The organism is Posidoniimonas polymericola (genome assembly GCF_007859935.1).
Classification (GTDB): Bacteria; Planctomycetota; Planctomycetia; order Pirellulales; family Lacipirellulaceae; genus Posidoniimonas; species Posidoniimonas polymericola.
Window position 1 is genome coordinate 247,947 of the sequence record NZ_SJPO01000001.1, and the last position, 17,263, is coordinate 265,209.

General features: G+C 67.9%; 15 protein-coding genes. 6 read left to right on the plus strand and 9 right to left on the minus strand.

All coding sequences use genetic code 11. The annotated features are described in order from the left end of the window. The first annotated feature begins 20 nt into the window (after positions 1–20). On the plus strand, positions 21–224 hold the full coding sequence (locus Pla123a_RS01000) for a hypothetical protein (RefSeq protein ID WP_146583659.1): 204 nt from the start codon (positions 21–23) through the stop codon (positions 222–224). Positions 225–420: 196 nt separating this feature from the next. Here the strand turns inward: Pla123a_RS01000 and Pla123a_RS01005 are convergent, their stop codons facing one another. Continuing rightward, positions 421–954, minus strand: a complete 534-nt coding sequence (locus tag Pla123a_RS01005; RefSeq protein WP_197527572.1) for a response regulator transcription factor — start codon at positions 952–954, stop codon at positions 421–423. A 184-nt stretch (positions 955–1,138) separates the two neighbouring features. On the opposite strand from Pla123a_RS01005, the gene Pla123a_RS01010 reads away from it, so the two are divergent. After that, positions 1,139–1,657, plus strand: coding sequence for an RrF2 family transcriptional regulator (locus Pla123a_RS01010; RefSeq protein WP_197527573.1), 519 nt, complete (start codon positions 1,139–1,141; stop codon positions 1,655–1,657). A gap of 90 nt (positions 1,658–1,747) precedes the next feature. Here Pla123a_RS01010 and Pla123a_RS01015 read toward each other — a convergent pair whose 3' ends face one another. The 6 genes from Pla123a_RS01015 to folK all read right to left on the minus strand — a co-directional run bounded on the left by Pla123a_RS01015 (position 1,748) and on the right by folK (position 8,325). Further along, positions 1,748–2,869 carry a PDZ domain-containing protein gene (locus Pla123a_RS01015; protein ID WP_146583662.1) on the minus strand — a complete coding sequence of 374 codons (1,122 nt, stop codon included), beginning with the start codon at positions 2,867–2,869 and terminating at the stop codon, positions 1,748–1,750. An 80-nt stretch (positions 2,870–2,949) separates the two neighbouring features. After that, complete coding sequence (locus tag Pla123a_RS01020) at positions 2,950–3,636, minus strand: hypothetical protein (protein WP_146583663.1); 687 nt, start codon at positions 3,634–3,636, stop codon at positions 2,950–2,952. 296 nt (positions 3,637–3,932) lie between these two features. Beyond that, a complete protein-coding gene (locus Pla123a_RS01025; protein ID WP_197527574.1) occupies positions 3,933–4,493 on the minus strand; it encodes an RNA polymerase sigma factor in 561 nt (186 codons plus the stop codon). A 655-nt stretch (positions 4,494–5,148) separates the two neighbouring features. Continuing rightward, a complete protein-coding gene (locus Pla123a_RS01030) occupies positions 5,149–6,396 on the minus strand; it encodes a prolipoprotein diacylglyceryl transferase (RefSeq protein ID WP_146583665.1) in 1,248 nt (415 codons plus the stop codon). Between the two features lie 295 nt (positions 6,397–6,691). Next, positions 6,692–7,540, minus strand: a complete 849-nt coding sequence (panC, locus tag Pla123a_RS01035; protein WP_146583666.1) for a pantoate--beta-alanine ligase — start codon at positions 7,538–7,540, stop codon at positions 6,692–6,694. Between the two features lie 62 nt (positions 7,541–7,602). Next, positions 7,603–8,325 (minus strand): 2-amino-4-hydroxy-6-hydroxymethyldihydropteridine diphosphokinase, encoded by a 723-nt coding sequence (gene folK / locus Pla123a_RS01040; RefSeq protein ID WP_146583667.1) that lies wholly within the window; start codon positions 8,323–8,325, stop codon positions 7,603–7,605. A 1,029-nt stretch (positions 8,326–9,354) separates the two neighbouring features. Here folK and hemE point away from each other — a divergent pair. Beyond that, positions 9,355–11,238 (plus strand): uroporphyrinogen decarboxylase, encoded by a 1,884-nt coding sequence (gene hemE, locus Pla123a_RS01045; RefSeq protein WP_146584248.1) that lies wholly within the window; start codon positions 9,355–9,357, stop codon positions 11,236–11,238. Between the two features lie 261 nt (positions 11,239–11,499). Here hemE and Pla123a_RS01050 read toward each other — a convergent pair whose 3' ends face one another. Next, positions 11,500–12,063 carry a hypothetical protein gene (locus tag Pla123a_RS01050; RefSeq protein ID WP_146583668.1) on the minus strand — a complete coding sequence of 188 codons (564 nt, stop codon included), beginning with the start codon at positions 12,061–12,063 and terminating at the stop codon, positions 11,500–11,502. Positions 12,064–12,336: 273 nt separating this feature from the next. Then, positions 12,337–12,564, minus strand: a complete 228-nt coding sequence (locus Pla123a_RS01055; protein ID WP_146583669.1) for a hypothetical protein — start codon at positions 12,562–12,564, stop codon at positions 12,337–12,339. A gap of 422 nt (positions 12,565–12,986) precedes the next feature. Between Pla123a_RS01055 and Pla123a_RS01060 the strand changes: the two genes are divergently transcribed. The 3 genes from Pla123a_RS01060 (at position 12,987) to Pla123a_RS01070 (ending at position 17,145) form a co-directional block, all read left to right on the plus strand. After that, positions 12,987–15,500, plus strand: coding sequence for a Tex-like N-terminal domain-containing protein (locus Pla123a_RS01060; RefSeq protein WP_146583670.1), 2,514 nt, complete (start codon positions 12,987–12,989; stop codon positions 15,498–15,500). 333 nt (positions 15,501–15,833) lie between these two features. Next, positions 15,834–16,232 (plus strand): hypothetical protein, encoded by a 399-nt coding sequence (locus Pla123a_RS01065; protein ID WP_146583671.1) that lies wholly within the window; start codon positions 15,834–15,836, stop codon positions 16,230–16,232. A 433-nt stretch (positions 16,233–16,665) separates the two neighbouring features. After that, entirely contained in the window at positions 16,666–17,145 is a 480-nt protein-coding gene (locus Pla123a_RS01070) for a hypothetical protein (protein WP_146583672.1), read from the plus strand. Positions 17,146–17,263 lie beyond the last annotated feature (118 nt).

Genomic DNA, 17,263 nt, shown 5'->3' on the forward strand with positions numbered 1-17,263 from the left:
AGGCGAAAGCGAGAGAGACGATGAAACGGTCAGTAGCGATGACGATGGTAGTGACCATGGGCCTGCCAGTCACGGCCGTCGCGCAGCAGTCGCAGAGCGAACTCGAGAAGATGCGATTTAATCAACCGCGGGCAGAGCAGACCGACCACGCTGGTTCGGCGCCAGCCGCGAGCCCGGTTCACGCTTCGCTAGCCGCGCGACGCCCGCAGCAGGCAGTGGCGTAACGGCCACACCCTGGGTGGTGAATCCAGCTTGGGCCCCGGGCGGCCAGGCTGGAGGCCGGCAGAACACCACGGCGCCAGCAGTCGTGCAAGTAGTTGCACCTGCTGTGCAGCCAGCTGCCCGCTCGACTAGGAACTGCGACAGCCGCCCGACTTGGCGATGCTCCACGGGGCGGGGCGCCCCCTAGAGCGGCGCCCCCTAGAGCATTGAACCGACTAGGCCGTGCTGCACCGCGAACAGCACGATCCCGGCAGTCCCCTTCACGCCGAGCTTCTGGCGGATGTTCTGCCGGTGGGTCTCGATGGTCGAGCTCTTCACGCCCAGCTCCGCGGCGATCTCACCGCAGCTCATGTCGCGGCAGATCAGCTTGACTATCTCGGTCTCGCGGTCGCTGAGGTCGGCCGGTTCTGGCAGGCGGCAGGTGATCGCGATCGCGACCACCTCGTCGTCCGAGTGCATCATGCGGTCGGAGTGCTGCTCGACGGTCTCGAAGCGGGCGCGGAGCAGCTCGCCGTACTCCCCCCGCCAGGTGCAGGTCTGGGGCTCCCCGGTAAACAGGCACTCGGAAAACACCGCGCGGATCCGGCGGGCTTCTGCCTCGTTGTTCAGGTGCTCGCCAATCGGGCAGCCCAGCATCTTTGCCGGGTCGTACTGCAGGCTAGCCGAGCACTGGAAGAACGACACAAACCGGGCCTTGCGGTCGAAAGCCGACACATAGTGGATGTTTTGCATAGCGATTCCCCCTAGCGCTCCCGGCGGCCTCCAAAAACTCGTGCGGAAAAGTGCGTGGCGCTGGCAGCCACCACGATACTCCATATCGCACGCGGGGCATAGAAATGAAGGAGAACGAAACGGCGCCGCGGGGCGACGCCGACAGCTACCCCACCTCCTCTTTCCAGAGTATGAAGAAGTCCAAATGAAGCTAACTAAGACCGCCGAGTACGCCCTCACCGCGCTGCTGCAGCTCGCCGACTACTCGGGCGACGAGCCCGTCTCTTCGCACCGCCTGGCGCGCCGCGCCGCGCTCCCCGAACGCTACTTTCTACAGGTGCTCCGGAGCCTGGTGACGCACGGGCTGCTGCAGTCGACCCGCGGCGTTGTCGGCGGTTACCGGCTCTGCGTGCCGCTGAATGAGATCAGCCTGCTGCAGGTCATGGAGATCACCGACGGGCCCATCCGGACCAGCGTCGCGCCGTCGTCGGCGCTGCCGCCCCGCGTGATCGAGCGGATCAATCGCACGCTGGCGGCGGTCGCCACCGCCGCCGAAGAGCAGCTGGCGGGGGTTAGTCTAGCCGACCTGACCGCCGAGCAGGACGCCCCCGACCAGACGGCGGGCCGCGCTGATGCCACCGCCACCCGCGAAGACGGCCCCGAGCCGACCGTGCGCGAGACGCACCTGCGCGGCTGCAACTGCGGGCAACGGTCGTCGGAGTAGGCGGCCTTCGTTGTTGGGCGCAAGATAAGGTCACGGCCGCGGGGGCCGTGACCGAGGATTGATTGGGAGAGCGCGTCGAATGCAGCCCGCCTACTTGTCGGCGGGCACGTCCTCGGAAGAAGCTCCCTCGGCGGGAATCTCAACCTCGACCGCCGGGGCCGGGGGTTGGGGCGGTTCGAACGCCGGGGCAACGTCGTTTGCTGCCGGGGCCTCACCCGATTCTTCGCCGAGCCGGCTACGGAGCTGGTCGAGCTGACGCTCCAGCGCCTCCATGCGGCGACGCAGCCGCTCGTCACGCCGTCCGGCCCAGCGTTCGCCGAAGCCGTCGAACATCCCCTCGAGCTGCGGCAGCATGTCCTGCAGGTCGACGTTCACGTCGACGCCCTGACCGTTGATCAGGCCTTCGACCATCGGGCGCACCTCCTCGGGGAGCTGCTCGAGCGCCTCCGGGTCATCGGCGTCAACCTCCCAGGTCTTACCGTTCTGGTTCACGGTGACGTGGGTCTGTCCGTTTTGGGTCTGCACCTGCACCGAGGTGTTGCCGGGCGCCTGGATGTCGACGTTCGCGCCGCCGACCGCAACGCCGGGGCCGAACATGCGGAACTGGAACGGCCCTCCGTCGGCGCCGCCAAAGAACTGCTGCATGACCGCTTCGGGCCCAAGCCCCTCGGGCGCCGCCGGCCCGTTCGGCCCGACCGGTTGCGGCGGAGCGGCCGGCGCGGGGCGTTCGGCCGGCGTGACCGTTAGCTGCTCGTGACCGCCGGCGCGGAGCAGGTCGATCGTGATCTTGCCGTTGTCGGTCCCGCCGACCTCACGCACGACCTGGGCGAGGGCGCCCATCTCGGTGACCGGCTGGCCATTGGCGGACAGCAGGACGTCGAACTTCTTGATGCCGGCCTGGTCGGCGGGGCTGTCGGGCACGACCTCGCGGACCAGCACACCGGCGCCTTCGAGGCCCAGGTGCGCCCGCAGCTCTTCGCTGACGTCGCCGCCGAGGATGCCGATCCAGTACGACGGACGTGCGGGCCGCACTTCGGTGGGGGCGACCGGCGGGGCAGGGGGCTCGTTCGGGGGCGTGGTGGCCGCCTCGGCCGGGTCCTCACCAACGCGGACGATCACCTCGCCCGGCTCCTGCGCCAGCGCGGCGGCGCCGACTCCGCAGGCGAGGGTTAGCGCCAGCACGCGGCTTCGATGGGCAAGTTGGAATCGCATGAGTATCTCCTTAACTTGGGGGATGGAATATTGAGAAGCCGTCGCTCTGCGCCGCGGGGTCGCGGCCTGGCGGGTCTCGTCTACAAGTAGTCGTCGCTCACGGGGGCGACCTGCAGGTCTTCGACCGGCACGACCAGCACGCGGCCGTTGTCCATATTGAGTGGCGCGTACCGCTGCCGGGACTGGAAGCGGTAGCCATGCTGCTCGTACTGCCGACGGACTTCCGGGGGGATTGCCGAACGGAACCGCACGCCAAGCTCCGAGTCGAGCTCGTCGGCGTCGACCAGCTTGGCCCGCAGCGAACGCCGCCCGCCGGACTCGTCCTTCGTCCAGAACGTCACGACATCGGGGTCGGGCTGGTCGACCCGCTGCTGCCGGTGAGCGATCGCGGCGTCGACTTCCTCGGGGCCGGGGAGGGCCGTCATCGGCGGTTCCTCGCCGCCAGCCAGCAGCGGCGCGTCACCGGGCGCGGCGATGTCGTTGTTCAGCGAGCCCGCCAGGAACGCCACGCCGAGCAGCGTCGCCGCCAGCGCCAGCCAACCACCCGCGGCGAGCACGCTCCGCGGCCTGCGATCGACCGTCGCGCAGGCAGGCGATTCGCCGGTCAACGCCCGGAACTCTTCCCGCAGCACCTGCGACTCGACGAACGCCAACGCGCACCGCCGCCAGTCGGTGGGCGACGACTCGAGCGCCTGCAGCAGCTCACGCCGCTCGGCGGGCGAGAGCTCGCCATCGGCAAGTCGGTCGAGGTCTTGGTCGAGGATCATAGGGGCGTGCTGAGTAGTGTCTGGGCTGACAGGAAGTTGGGAACACTAATGGCCACTAATGTCATGAACAGAAGTCACCTAGGCTGAAGAGCCACGAAAAGGCGCAAGAATGGACAAAAGAACCGGGGGTCTGGAGGGTGTCTGCGCGGCGGTCTCGCCGCGGCCAACCACGCTCGTGATTTTCGTGACTTCTCATGCCTTTTCGTGGCAGTATCTTCCGTTTGGGTGCATTAGCGTTCATTAGTGTTCCCCTTCAACCCGTCTTGCCTCTTCGCTCTAGTTCTTGGTTGGTGTTGCTAGTGGGTTTCGCTCAGGGTTGGGTCGGCCGCCATCAGGGCTCGCCGGAGCTTCGCCCGGGCGCGCTGCAGGCGGCCATCGACGGCGGCCTCGCTGACGCCCAGGTGCTCGGCCAGCTGCCGGTAGGTCCAGTCCTGCGTGTGCTTGAGCAGCAGCACCTCGGCGTCGCGTTTGGGCAGCACGGCCAGCGAACGGCGGACGAGCCGGCGCTGTTCGGCGGCCAGCAGCCAGTCGAGCGGGTCGGGTTGTTGGGGGTCTTGTTCCTCGTGTCGGACCTCGCTGCGGAACCGGTTGAGCAGCCCCCGCCGGCGGCCGAGCCGGCGGCGGTGCAGCAGCGACTCGGTCACCGCGACGCGGTACAGCCACGGCGCGACCCGCGTGGGGTCGCGGAGCTCGTGGCTTCGCTTCGCGGCGGCCAGCGCTACTTGCTGCATCACGTCCGCGACGCCGTCAGGCCCGCCGAGCCGAGCCAGCACGACGGTCCGCAGCCACGGCTGGTGCTCGGCCAACGCGGCCTGCCAGTCAATCTTCGGTGGTGTCGGTTGGGGGGCGGGTGGCATCGGCTCGGTTGGCTGCGGTGGGTCCTCATGCGGGGACCCCGCCATCGGGTGGCTTCCCTCAGGCGGCCCGCGTCCGGGACCGGCCGAGGCCTGCTATCGCCCTTACGCAGAGAAAGCTGCCGCTGGCCGGGTCGTCCGGCGCACATTTTGGGAAAAAAACCATTTCGATCAGCTAGGTCGCGAGCCAGCAGCCGGCGAGCTACGCCTCGCCGGTCGCCGGCAGGTTGGGTTTTGTCCGCCACGAATCCCCGCGTCGCAATGTCAGTATCAGCCAGCAGGGCCGTTTCGTTCTGCGATAGCAGTCTCTGCCGCAGTTCTGGGCTCCACCTGGCTCACCGGGTTGAGTCCGGAATATCGCGCGGAGGGGACAAAACCCCTGTGCGTACCTTTCCTCGAGATTGGGCTCGCGCGCAGGGCCTGGTTCCGCCACCGCGCAGCACTCCCCGCGAGCTGCCGGCTTCCGCCGGCAGCTAGTTGGCAATGACCCGTACCGGAGTTGCTCTAGCGTTTCTCTTATTGGACCGCGCGGAGTGGCGCTTCTCTACGAAGAAACGATAGAAAGCCCCGCTAGCGGCGCGGTGGTCCTCCACCGAGAGGCCCCTCAGCCGCTGGGCGGTGGCCCACGGTGCTTGCGAGCGACCTGCAACCAGAAACGCTAGGCGGGTTGGGGTTCGGCCGGAGCAAGCGCGAGTCGCGCAGGCCGACGCAGCAGCACGACCCAGAACACCGCCACGCCAATCAACAGCCCGACGCTGACGTTCTGCGAGATGCTCAGCCCGGTGCCGAAGATGGCGGCCTCGTCGGTGCGGATGTCCTCGAGCAGGTACCGCGAGACCGGGTAGAGCGACAGCAGCAGGCCGATCACCTCGCCGTCGCGGCGGCGGAACGCGTAGTAGGTCCAGGTCAGCCACGCCAGCAGGGCGGCGTTGACCGCGCTGTAGACCTGCGTCGGGTGTACGGGCAGGCTCTTGGCTTCGACCGTGACCTGCCGGCCGTCGCGGAGCGTCACCTCGACCTTCTGCCCCGACCAGTACGCGCGGCTCAGCACCCGCTGCGCCTGAGTCATGGTCGCGACCCGCCGGCCGTTGATCGACGCGACCTGGTCGCTCTCCGGGCGGCCGTCGATGCGGGCGCCGTCGACGATCAGCCGCGGCGGCCGCACGGTGTCGTCAACGAGCAGCCGCAGCCCGCGCGGCAGCTCACCGGCGTAGAGCTGGTCCTGGTAGGCAGGGCTGCCAACGGGAAAGGTGACTGCCCACGGCCGGTCGCACTGGCCGCCGTAGCAGCAGCCGTTCAGCAGGCAGCCGATCCGCCCAAACGCGAGCCCGACCACCAGGCTCGGCGCGAGGATATCCGCCAGCGCCAGCACCGGCAGCTTGTGGCGCCAGCAGAACGCCATGAACGCCAGCGAGGCGCCGATCAGCGAGCCGTACACCACTAGGCCGCCCTCGGTGAACATCAGCATCTGGATGAGGTTGTTGGGGAAGGCGAGCGTGGCGAAGCGGTCCTCCCAGTACTCGATCACGTAGAACACCCGCGCGCCGAGGATGCCGCACACAAACAGCCACCCCGCCAGCGAGTAGATGACATCGGGCGACAGCCCATTCTGGTGGGCGCGGTGCGCCGCCATGCCGATCCCGCAGACCGCCGCCAGCAGCAGCATCAGGCCGTAGCCGCGGATCGGCAGGCCCTCGGGGAAGAGCCGCGGCAGCAGCACGATCACCGCCGCTGCCAGGAGCCCGACCGGCAGGAAGCCCCGCGCCTCGGCGGCCGGCATCCCGCGTCGTGTCTGCCAGTACAGCCACCCCCCTAGACCGATCACCCACAGCGCGAGCAGCACGCCAAAGCCGAACAGCGGAACGCCGGCGATCTCGACCGGGATTCGAAACAACTCGCTCTGCATAATGCTGGATACAGGGAAGGGTCGGGGGGAACGGCAGGGGGAACGGCAAGCCGTTCCGCGTCGCTGAACGCCTCAAAGACAATTCATCAACAGGAGGCCGTAGAGGGAGCTGAGGGATGGGACTCTAAGTGCTCTGCTCTCTCTGCGGGCTCCTGCTCGTCCTGGCGCACGCCGGCAGCTTTTTCACAGCAGGAAACGAAGGGAACGAAGCATCGCCTAGGGCCGGGTTCTTCGTTCACTTCGTTGCCTTCTGCTCCCCCGTCCTGCGCGGTCCTGTTCCGACGCGACCGAGAGCCTAGCGGACGACAAGGTTATCGATCAATCGCGTCTTGCCGACCCGGGCGGCGACCGCGATTGCGGCCGGGCCGTCAACCGGGTCGATCGGTTCGAGCGTGCCGTCGCGGACGATGGCGATGTACTCCGGCGTGATGTCCGATTCTGCTAGCAGCGCCAGCATCGCGGTGCGGATGGCGGCGGCGTCGCGTTCGCCGCGGCTGCACATCTGCTCGGCCAACCTCAGGGACGCGTGCAGGGCGAGCGCCCGGCAGCGTTCCTCCGGCGACAAGTACGCGTTCCGCGAGCTCATCGCCAAGCCGTCGGGCTCGCGGACGATCGGGCAGATCACCAGCTCGATCGGCACGTTGAGGTCACGCACCATGCGATCGATGACCAGGGTCTGCTGGTAGTCCTTGCGGCCGAAGTACGCGGCGTCGGCCGGCGCGAGCTGGAACAGCTTCATCACGACCGTCGCCACCCCCGCAAAATGGGTGGGGCGGGATTCCCCCTCCAGCGACCGCGCCACCCCGCCGACGTCGATCGTGGTTTCGCAGCCGGCGGGGTACATGGTCTCGACCGACGGCGCAAACACCAGCGTGCACCCGGCCGGGCCCAGCAGCCCCAGGTCGGCGTCTAGGTTGCGTGGGTACTGATCGAAGTCCTCGCCCGGAGCGAACTGCGTCGGGTTCACAAAGATGCTGGTGATCACGACGCCGCAATCCTGGCGGGCCGCGTCAACCAGGCTGAGGTGCCCGGCGTGCAGGGCGCCCATGGTCGGGACCAGCCCAATCCGCTGCCCGCCGCGCCGCTCGGCGGCGATCCGCTCGCGGAGCCGCGCGGGGGCGGTGATGACTTCGGGCGGTTTCATGGCGTGCTGGGCGTCGCTGCGGGGGAGTTCAGGGCCCTGCATTCTACGCGGCGGCGCCCGCCTCAGCCCAGCCCGGGCCAGACGCACTGGATCGCGGCGGTCAGGTCCTGCCGCAGGGCGTCGTGGGGGGCGTCCTCGGGCGTCCACAGCGTGGGGCCTGCTCCGATCAGCGGCGCCGGGTTGTCGTTGATCACCGACAGCCGCGGCGGCAACGCGTCGGGGTCGAAGTTTGTCACGACCTCCGGCCCGTTGGCGCCGACGCACCCGCGGGCCAGCTCGACCAACCAGGAGGGCCCGCCGAGCACCGCGAGCTTGTTCGCCCCGGCGGCACGCAGCTGATCCAGCTCGCCGAGCGGCCGACCGAGGAGCGGGTGGGTGGTCTCTCCGGCGATCTCGGCGGCCGGGATCATCACGAACGGGCGGAACGTCATCCGCGGGTGGGGCGTCTGGACGCCATTCTCGCTGCTAGCACGGTCGCCGTAGAGGAGCAGGTCGATGTCGAGGGTCCGGGCCTCCCAGCGGTCGCGGCGTTGGCGGCCGAACCGCTGTTCAACTTCGTGCAGCGCGTGCAGCAACTCGTGCGGCGGGAGTTCGGTCTCGATGGTGGCCGCGCCGTTGGTGAACCGCGGCTGATCGGCGGGGCCGCCGACCGGCGCCGACTCGATGAGCCGGCTCACGCGTTGCAGCCGCACTCCGGGCAGCACGCCAATCGCCTTGGCCGACTGCATCAGGGTGCTGAGCGCGTCTCCGAGATTGGCTCCGAGCGCTAGCAGGCATTGGGGCATGGGGGGACTCGATGCAGAGGAGGGGGCGATAAAAAAACGGCTGGCGCCACAAGGGGCGCCAGCCGCGTTTGATCAACCTCGGTCGCTATGAGTTTTCAGCACCCTGAGGGGGGCATCCCTGCACTGCGGACAAGCCGCCAGTCGGCGTCCATGCAACGTCACCCCTCAAGTGAGCTGAAATTCCCAAGAGTGATCCATCGTGTGATCAATCAATCGATCAGTGTGATCAGCCAGGAACTGGAATTCTCAGCAGTCTCGAGCGGGTGACAAGTTCATCACCTTGGTCATGGTTTCCTTGAAGCTGACGTATTCAACGGGCCGGTCGGATTGAGGGCGGCTGGGAGCGTCGCCTCGTGCGACGCAGCCGGAACAATCCGAAACCCCGAACAAATTGGAAGAAGCCGCTGGGCGCCTAGGGAGGACGTCGGCAGAGACTCGTCGTTTGGGAACATTGCTGTCTCGCCGGGGTGCGCCCGACACGAGCCTCGCAAAGCCGCCGAGGCGACTCCAACGCGTTGCAGCGATGGTCACGTCGCGGGAATGAACAGCACCGGGAGCCCACACGCATGCTGCGTCTCTAGGCATCTACCAACCAGTCGCCGCACCGATTCCCATCACCCGACAATGCTTGCATCGATCGTTGATGATAAGCCAGATCTTTCCAGCTAAATCCACCAATCGGGAAGCAAGCCCGCACGAAGAAAACTGCCCACTTACACTCGGCGAGCGAACGCCCAACCGCGTTGCTCACCAGACTGAGACGAGTGTCGCGAAGTGGGGGGCGTGTGTCAAGCAGCTTTTCATTCTTCTTGCCGAAGCGCCGCGCCGCGCTAGGCAGACAGGGCTCTGCGCGTTCACTCTGACGCCGGCGCTTGCGCACGAGGAGCGCTGCGCGTACAATCCGGAGATCGATTTCTGGCGCCGCCGCGCGTCGTGTTCGCGACACGAAGAAAGGCTCCCTTGAGCACTCCCCCCGCCCCACAAGAATCGCTCTCGGTCGTTGCGCTGGAGAGCCGCCGCGCCGACGATATGCAGCGGATGATCGAGAAGCAGGGAGCGGTTGCCTACGTCAGCGCGTCGATGCGCGAGGCGCCCATCGAGGGCAACCGCGACGCGATTGAATTCGCGCACCGACTGCTAGCAGGGCAGGTCGACGCGATGATCCTGCTGACCGGGGTCGGGGTTCGTTTCTTCATGCAGGCGGTTTCTCGCCACGTCGACCGGCAGCGGCTGATTGACGCGCTGTCGGACGTGCCGACCATCGCCCGCGGACCCAAGCCGGTCGCCGCGCTCAAGGAGCTCGGCGTCAAGCCGACCCTCCGTGTGCCCGAGCCGAACACCTGGCGCGAGCTGCTCAGCACGCTCGACCAGCAGATGCCGGTCGCCAACATGAAGGTCGGCCTGCAGGAGTACGGCGCCACGAACCCCAGCCTGATCGCGGGCCTCGAGGCCCGCGGGGCCACGGTCGACCTGCTGCGGATCTACAACTGGGAGCTGCCCGAGGACGTCGGCCCGCTGGAGGAGAACGTCCGCCGCCTGGCCCGCGGCGAGGCCGACGTGCTGATGATCACCTCGGCGCAGCAGATCGAGCACCTGATGCAGGTCGCCGAGCGGCTCGGCGAAGACGAGGCGCTCCGCGCCGCGCTCGGCGGCACGGTGGTCGCCTCGGTCGGCCCCACCACCTCCGACCGGCTCCGGGCGCTCGGCCTGCCGGTCGACTTCGAGCCGTCGCACCCCAAGATGGGCAACCTGGTCGTCGAGGCGCTCCGCGAGGCGCCCACGCTGCTCGCGCGCAAACGCGCGCTGCCGCGGCGATCGATCAGCGCCCGCACCTCGCCGCGTGAGGACCGCGCCGCCGAGCTGGTCGACGCCACCCGCAACCAGCCGTGGCACGACAGCCCATTCCTCAAGGCCTGCCGCCAAGAGCCGACGCCCTACACGCCGATCTGGATGATGCGCCAAGCGGGCCGCTACATGCCCGAGTACCGCGCGGTCCGCGCCAAGACCGGATTCCTCGAGCTGTGCCGCAACCCACAGCTCTGCAGCGAGGTCATGTGCACCGCGGTCGAGTACCTCGGCGTCGACGCGGCGATCATCTTCTCCGACCTGCTGCCGATCCTCGAGCCGATGGGACTCGACCTCGAGTTTGCCCCCGGCGACGGGCCGGTGATCCACAACCCGGTCCGCGAGTCGGCCGACGTCGACCGCGTGCTCGACCTCTCTAGCGTCGAGTCGCTGCACTACGTCATCGAGACCGTCCGCCAGACCCGCGCCGACCTGCCCGACACAATCCCGCTGATCGGCTTCGCGGGCGCGCCGTTCACGCTCGCCAGCTACACCATCGAGGGGGGCGGCAGCCGCAACTATCTGCACACCAAGACCCTCATGTACCGCGACGAGGGCGCCTGGCGGACCCTCATGGAGCGGCTCGCCGACGCGGTCACCCTCTACCTCAACGCCCAGATCGACGCCGGCGCGCAGGCCGTGCAGCTGTTCGACAGCTGGGTCGGCTGCCTCTGCCCGGCCGACTACACCCGCTACGTGCAGCCCTACGTCAAGCGGATCATCGACAACCTGACGCCCGGCGCGGCGGTGATCCACTTCGGTGCCGGCAACCCCGAGCTGCTCGGCCCCATTGCCGAAGCCGGCGGCGATGTGATCGGCGTCGACTGGCGGATCGACCTCGACGAGGCCTGGTCACGCGTTGGGCGCCGCGCGGTGCAGGGCAACCTCGACCCCGCGAGCCTGCTCGGCAGCCTCGACTCGATCAAGCAGGGCGCCCAGCGGGTCCTCGACCAGGCCGCCGGCCGCCCCGGGCACATCTTCAACCTCGGCCACGGCATCGTGCCGCCGACCCCGCCCGAGAACGCCCGCGCGCTGGTTGAGATGGTGCACGAATTGAGCGCGCGCTAACCCAGCGGCTGCCTCGCGCGGAGTGGACTGGGAATAGCCACAAAAAGGCACGAGAAGTCACAACAGGTTGGGCTGTCGCCGTCGGCGTTTTTTTGTGCCCTCTTGTGCCTTTTCGTGACTATCACTCGCAGCGCTGTTGCGCAGCGGGAGCTTCACGCAGAGCGGCCATGATTGATCCTGCACCAACAACGCAACAAGCCGGCCACGCGGGCGCGGCCGGCTTGCTGGTTCGAAAGTGCTCGGGTGAAAGCCCTCGCTCGACTACAGGCCGATGCGGAAGCTGAAGCGGGGACGCGAGTCACGCTGGACCGGCGGCGCGACGGCGCCCTGGAAGCGGCCGCGGTAGCCGACCATGTGCGGGGCGACCTTCGGCGTAATCACCGGCGGGGCGGGGTGCGAAGGAACGACCACCTTCGGCGTGACCGGACCGATCGGGCCGCCGACAACCCGACCATAGGGGTCGAGGTCGATGTGACGCGTCACCCGGCGCCCGGTGTGGACGTCGCGGACACGCAGCACGATGTGACCGCCGTCGGCCATGGCCTGGGCCAGGGCGTCTTCCCACGAGCCGTGGTAGGACAGGCGTTGGTGGTTGAACCGCTCGATGAGGTCGCCCTCTTCCAGCCCCAGCTCGCAAGCAATGCCGCCGTGGTTAATGCGGACGACTACTTCGCCGTAGCCGTTGTTGTAGCTGTGCATGCCGAACCGGGGCAGCGGCGGTTCGCAGTAGTGGCCGTGGCTTGGGTGAGCGGCGTTGGCGGCGGCGGATAGGCCGACGACCGAGGTGATGGCGATCAGGGCGATGCGGAGTGGCTGGGCGAACATGGCGGGACTTTCTGTTTGCTGGTTGGCGGGGGCGAACGGTGGTAGGAGCCGTTCGCTGGGTTTCATGCCAACAAGCAATCGCAGTCGCCGCGCCAAAAGCCTTGGCCGGTGCGTCGAAATGGCTGTAAGTACCTTTTTGACAAGGGCTTACAGAAATGGGTCCGTCGCCGGCGCCTGGCTGTCGCGTCACCTTGCGGCCGTAATGTGTCATCTAGTTGATCCGTCGTATCGCGGAAGTGATACGATTGGATGACACCTGGCCGGTCAGGACTGCTACCCAGCCGAGGGGCGACTCAAGAACCGGTAGGCCGAGAGGACCTCGTAGAGGTCGGCGCTAAGGGTGACCGCGTCGTCCTCGAAATCGTCTAACCATGTACGGTTGTTGAGGATAGCGTCTGCCAGCAAGGGCAGGGCCTCGCTCAGCGGGACGGTGACCGTCTCGCCGAGTGGCGCATCGGCCGCTTCCAAGGGGGCTTGGTAGATCTTCAGGTGACTCTTCATTATGCGATGCATCCTTGCAGCGTTTACGGCCCACCCTCGTATCGTTGGGCGTCGAGAAAACGCCCGCCGAACAGGTATCGGCAGTCGGGACTGTGCCGCATGAGCCGGTTGTGTTGAAAATGCGAGAATGCCTCGCCGCGCGCCAAGCAGTGCCCAGAGGGCCCGCGCGTGCTTGACACGCTATCGCTTGGTTTCGGAGAATGGGTGCTTGTTTCGGCGCAAGGTCAGTCGCCGCCCAATCTTGCTATTGAACCTGGCTTGCTCCCGAACCTGGATGGCGTCGCCCCTCTGCTTTTCACCACGACTGTTCTGACGCAGGGCCCCGGGGCGTGCTCGCCCGACCGGGCCCCACCTCCCCGGCCCGCCAGGCCGCCGCGAGGCTGTCGCTAGCCGCACACCCCCACGCGCTACGAAAACACCCGATGGGCCCCAACGCCATCAACCTCAAGCCGATCGCCAACGAACTAGGCCTCGACGCCGCCGGCGTCGAGCAGACCGTGCAGTTGCTGGACGCCGGCAACACGGTCCCGTTCATCACCCGCTACCGCCGCGACGCCACCGGCGGCTTCGACGAGCAGCAGATCGAGGCCGTCCGCGACCGGGTGCACCGCGCCCGGCAACTCGAGGAGCGCCGCGAGACCATCCTCCGCTCGCTCAAAGCGCAGCGCAAGTTGAGCGACGACCTGCAGGAGCAGATCAGCCGCGCATCGTCGGTTGCGCAGCTCGAAGACCTCTACCTGCCGTTCAAGCCGAAGCGGCAGTCGCTGGCCGAAAAGGCGAAGAGCCAGGGCCTCGCGCCGCTGGCCGACGAGATCTTCCGCGCCGCCGACAGCTGCGCCGACCTCGACAAACGCGCCGCCGACTTCATCGACAAGGAGCAAGAAGTCCCCGACGCGGCCACCGCGCTGGTCGGCGCCGGGCACATCCTGGCAGAACGCTTCGCCGAGTCGTCCACGCTCCGCAAACGCGCCCGCAAGGTCATGCAGGACAGCGGCCAGCTCGTCAGCAAGGCGGTCGACGGCCTGGCCGAGAAGCGCAAGGCGACCTTCAAGGACTTCCTCGACTACCGCGAGAAGCTGAGCCGCGCGCCGACCCACCGCATCCTCGCCATCAACCGCGGCGAACGCGAGAAGGCGCTCAAGGTGAGCGTCGAGTGCGACGCCGCCGCGATCGAGCAGGCCGCCATCGAGCTGCTGGTCCCCGCGGAGCACGCCCACCGCGACTTCCTGGTCGGCTGCGTCCGCGACGCCGCGCGGCGGCTGCTGGTCCCCAGCCTGCAGCGTGAGGCCCGTCGCGCGCTCACCGAGAAGGCCGAGGAGCACTCGCTGACGGTCTTCGCCCGCAACCTCCGGAGGCTGCTGCTGCAGCCGCCGATCCGCGGCAAGCGCGTGCTCGCACTCGACCCGGGCTACAAGAACGGCTGCAAGCTCGCCGCGCTCGACGAGTTCGGCGGCCTGGTCGCGCACGACCTGATCCACCTGGTCGGCGGCGAAGACAAGCAGGCCGACGGCCGCAAGCGGCTCGCCGAGATGATCCGCGAGCACAGCGTCGAGCTGATCGCGATCGGCAACGGCCGCGCCTGCCGCCCGAGCGAGCAGCTGGTCGCCGAGCTGCTGGCCGACGAGCTCAAGGAGCACGACGCGCACTACGTCGTGGTCAACGAGGCGGGCGCCAGCGTCTACTCGACCAGCACGATCGGCCGCGAGGAGCTGCCGGAGCTCGACGCCTCGCACCGCAGCGCGGTGTCGATCGCCCGCCGGCTGCAGGACCCGCTCAGCGAGCTGGTGAAGATCGACCCGGCCAGCCTGGGCGTCGGCCTGTACCAGCACGACTCACGCAACAAGCCGATGCGAGACACGCTCAACCAGGTGGTCGAGTCGTGCGTCAGCTTCGTCGGCGTCGACCTCAACAACGCCAGCCCGACCTTGCTCTCGCACGTGGCGGGACTCAACCCGCTGACCGCCCGCCGGGTGTACGAGCACCGCGTCGAGAAGGGCCCCTTCAAGAGCCGCCAGCAGCTGCTCGAGGTGAAGGGGGTCGGCGAGTCGGCCTTCGTCCAGTCGGCCGGCTTCCTCAAGGTCGAGGACGGCGAGAACCCGCTCGACGCCACCTGGGTGCACCCCGAGAGCTACGACGCCGCGGCCAAGCTGCTCGAGCTGGTCGGCGTCGACGCCGCCGAGCTCCGCACGCCGGCCGGGGGCGCCAAGTTCCAGGACGCGCTCGCCGAGCGCAACCGCGACGAGCTGGCCGAGTCGCTCGGCGTGGGCCGGCTATCGCTCGATCAACTGGTCGACTCGCTGTCGCGTCCCGGCCGCGACCTCCGCGACGACCGCCCGCCGCCCGTCTTCCGCCGCGACGTCGTGAAGATCGACGACCTGGAGATCGGCTCGGAGCTGGCGGGCGTGGTGCTGAACGTGGTCGACTTCGGCGCGTTCGTCGACATCGGCTTGTCGGAGAGCGGGCTGGTGCACGTCAGCCAGCTCAGCAGCGGCTACGTCCGCGACCCGCACACCGTGGTCGCCGTGGGCGACCGGGTCCGCGTGTGGGTCACCTCGATCGACGCCCAGCGCCGCCGCGTGGCGCTCACCATGATCAAGCCCGGCACGCCCCAGGCCGAAGGGGGCCGCAAGGAGAAGTCGGGCGAGTCCGGCGGCGGCCGCCGCCAGCGTCCCAAACGCAAGTCGGGCGAGGCTGCGAGCCGGTCTGGCGATGGCCGCTCAGGCGACGGCAAGCCCTCCGGCCGCAAGCCACGCGGCAAGTCGGGCCGCGGCGACCGCCGCGTCGAGCGGGCCCCCGCCGGCCCGCGGGTCTTCGAGCAACGCGCCAAAAAGGAATCGAAGGCCCTCACCAAAGACATGGAAGAGGGCAAGGAAGCCATGCGCTCCTTCGGCGACCTGCTGCAGTTCCACAAGAAGAAGTCTTCGGACGATAAGTAGGTCGCAGTTTGTGGCGCGGTGGTCCTCCACCGTGGGGCGTCATGGTCTTGGCCACGAAAAGGCACGAGAAGGCACAAAAAGCCAGACGGCTGGGCGCCATTCCTACGCGCGACAGCGGGTAGGCAGCTTGAGGCGACGCCGCCAATCGCATGCTCACCCGCTGTTGCGTGTGAGCATGGCACCGGGCTGTTGGGGTAGCACCGATACTCGTTCGGTTTGCGGCTCGCCAGCAGGCTGGATTGGTTCGAACGAGTGTCGGTGTGCGCAGCACAAGAAGTGTTGCGGAGTTTCTGTCGCTTGCGCTGTACAAAGATTTAGGCAAGACGCGAGAACATGCCAAAGCACGGCAGCAATCCGAGCGACGAGCTCCTGCAAAGCCTCTCCGGTCGGCGTTTCGACCAGATTCACTTCCGTGGTCTCGACGCCGTGGTGGTGCGAATGCCGGCGGACGCGGATGAGCCGCCTCAGGCAGTCGTGGATCGGCACGCCAGCCAGCAGCCTCTGCGTTACTACCCGGTCGAGGGAGGGCACTTGGCGAGGTGGCCCCACACCGGCGGCGAGGTTCCCGAGGGGTGCACGCTCGAGGAGGGCGGCTGGAACCACGAGCACTGCGACGCATGCAACGGACACATCGACGCCGGCCACTCGTTCTGGCAAACGGCTGATGATCCTTGCGTCTGGCTGTGCGATTCGTGCTACGAAAAGCTGCCGGGCCTGACTGACGGCGGGTAGACATGCGGCCGACTTGCGAGCCAATCACCTCCTGTCGCAAGCGACACCGACAGCTGCCTGGTCGGCGTTTGAGAGCAGGCACGCCTTCTTGCGGGCAGCTGTCGCTGCCACCCAAAGTCAGCGCCGCCTGATCGCGAGTCGAAAAATGGGGACTGGCTCGACGCGCTAGCGAATAAAGAATCGTGGGGCCGTCGGGCCGTGTCGTGCCTGTCCCCTTTTTTCGACGGACCACCTGGGGGCGCTCTGAGCGAGCGGGCGCGCCCGAAAAGGGGACAGGCACTCGACCGCAGTCGCGCGGGTTCCAGGAAGTACGTCCGCCTTGCGGTCGCGAGCCAGTCCCCTATTCGAGCTCACCCCCACCCGTCAGCCCGGCTTATTCCCCCCGCCAAGGCGGGCTATACTTGAGGAATTCCTCACCCCCGTTCGAATCGCGATGGATTTCCGAGACCGACTGCAGAAGGCCGCCAGCCGCGGCGCCCGCTCCCGCGCCGAGCGTGAGTTCGCCGAGGCCGCCGAGGCGCTCAGCGAGGAGGAGTGCAAGCGGCTGCATAGCCGGCTGCGGCTGTCGCTGACCGAGCACATCGAGAAGTGCCTGCACCAGCTGGCCGACAACTTCCCCGGCTTCAAGCCCGAGACCATCGTCGACGAACGCGGCTGGGGCTCGGCCGTCACCCGCGACGACGTGGCGATGTCCGGCGGCAAGCGGACCAACCTGTTCAGCCGCCTGCAGGTGCTGGTTGGCCCCTACAACGAGTTCAAGGTGCTCGACATCGCGGCCAAGGGGGCGGTGCACAACAAAGAGACCTTCGCCCGCAACCACCACCAGCCGCTGGCCGAGGTCGACGAGGACCAGTTCCGCGAGCTGATCGAGATGTGGATCGTCGAGTACGCCGAGCTGTACGCGGCGCGGTAGGGGTTGCGCGTGGCCATCGGCTGCCACTCCCGCGATTCTTGCGGCGCACGTGCTCAGAAATGCTAGCGCAAAACTCGACATCCGCGGTGCGCCGAGTGATACTAGTGGTTTACGACTA

What these genes read in the sequence shown, in the direction of transcription:
- Pla123a_RS01000 (WP_146583659.1), top strand. Translation starts at nt 21, where the DNA reads ATGAAACGGTCAGTAGCGATGACGATGGTAGTGACCATGGGCCTGCCA.
- Pla123a_RS01005 (WP_197527572.1), bottom strand. Translation starts at nt 954, where the DNA reads ATGCAAAACATCCACTATGTGTCGGCTTTCGACCGCAAGGCCCGGTTT.
- Pla123a_RS01010 (WP_197527573.1), top strand. Translation starts at nt 1,139, where the DNA reads ATGAAGCTAACTAAGACCGCCGAGTACGCCCTCACCGCGCTGCTGCAG.
- Pla123a_RS01015 (WP_146583662.1), bottom strand. Translation starts at nt 2,869, where the DNA reads ATGCGATTCCAACTTGCCCATCGAAGCCGCGTGCTGGCGCTAACCCTC.
- Pla123a_RS01020 (WP_146583663.1), bottom strand. Translation starts at nt 3,636, where the DNA reads ATGATCCTCGACCAAGACCTCGACCGACTTGCCGATGGCGAGCTCTCG.
- Pla123a_RS01025 (WP_197527574.1), bottom strand. Translation starts at nt 4,493, where the DNA reads ATGCCACCCGCCCCCCAACCGACACCACCGAAGATTGACTGGCAGGCC.
- Pla123a_RS01030 (WP_146583665.1), bottom strand. Translation starts at nt 6,396, where the DNA reads ATGCAGAGCGAGTTGTTTCGAATCCCGGTCGAGATCGCCGGCGTTCCG.
- panC (WP_146583666.1), bottom strand. Translation starts at nt 7,540, where the DNA reads ATGAAACCGCCCGAAGTCATCACCGCCCCCGCGCGGCTCCGCGAGCGG.
- folK (WP_146583667.1), bottom strand. Translation starts at nt 8,325, where the DNA reads ATGCCCCAATGCCTGCTAGCGCTCGGAGCCAATCTCGGAGACGCGCTC.
- hemE (WP_146584248.1), top strand. Translation starts at nt 9,355, where the DNA reads ATGCAGCGGATGATCGAGAAGCAGGGAGCGGTTGCCTACGTCAGCGCG.
- Pla123a_RS01050 (WP_146583668.1), bottom strand. Translation starts at nt 12,063, where the DNA reads ATGTTCGCCCAGCCACTCCGCATCGCCCTGATCGCCATCACCTCGGTC.
- Pla123a_RS01055 (WP_146583669.1), bottom strand. Translation starts at nt 12,564, where the DNA reads ATGAAGAGTCACCTGAAGATCTACCAAGCCCCCTTGGAAGCGGCCGAT.
- Pla123a_RS01060 (WP_146583670.1), top strand. Translation starts at nt 12,987, where the DNA reads ATGGGCCCCAACGCCATCAACCTCAAGCCGATCGCCAACGAACTAGGC.
- Pla123a_RS01065 (WP_146583671.1), top strand. Translation starts at nt 15,834, where the DNA reads ATGCCAAAGCACGGCAGCAATCCGAGCGACGAGCTCCTGCAAAGCCTC.
- Pla123a_RS01070 (WP_146583672.1), top strand. Translation starts at nt 16,666, where the DNA reads ATGGATTTCCGAGACCGACTGCAGAAGGCCGCCAGCCGCGGCGCCCGC.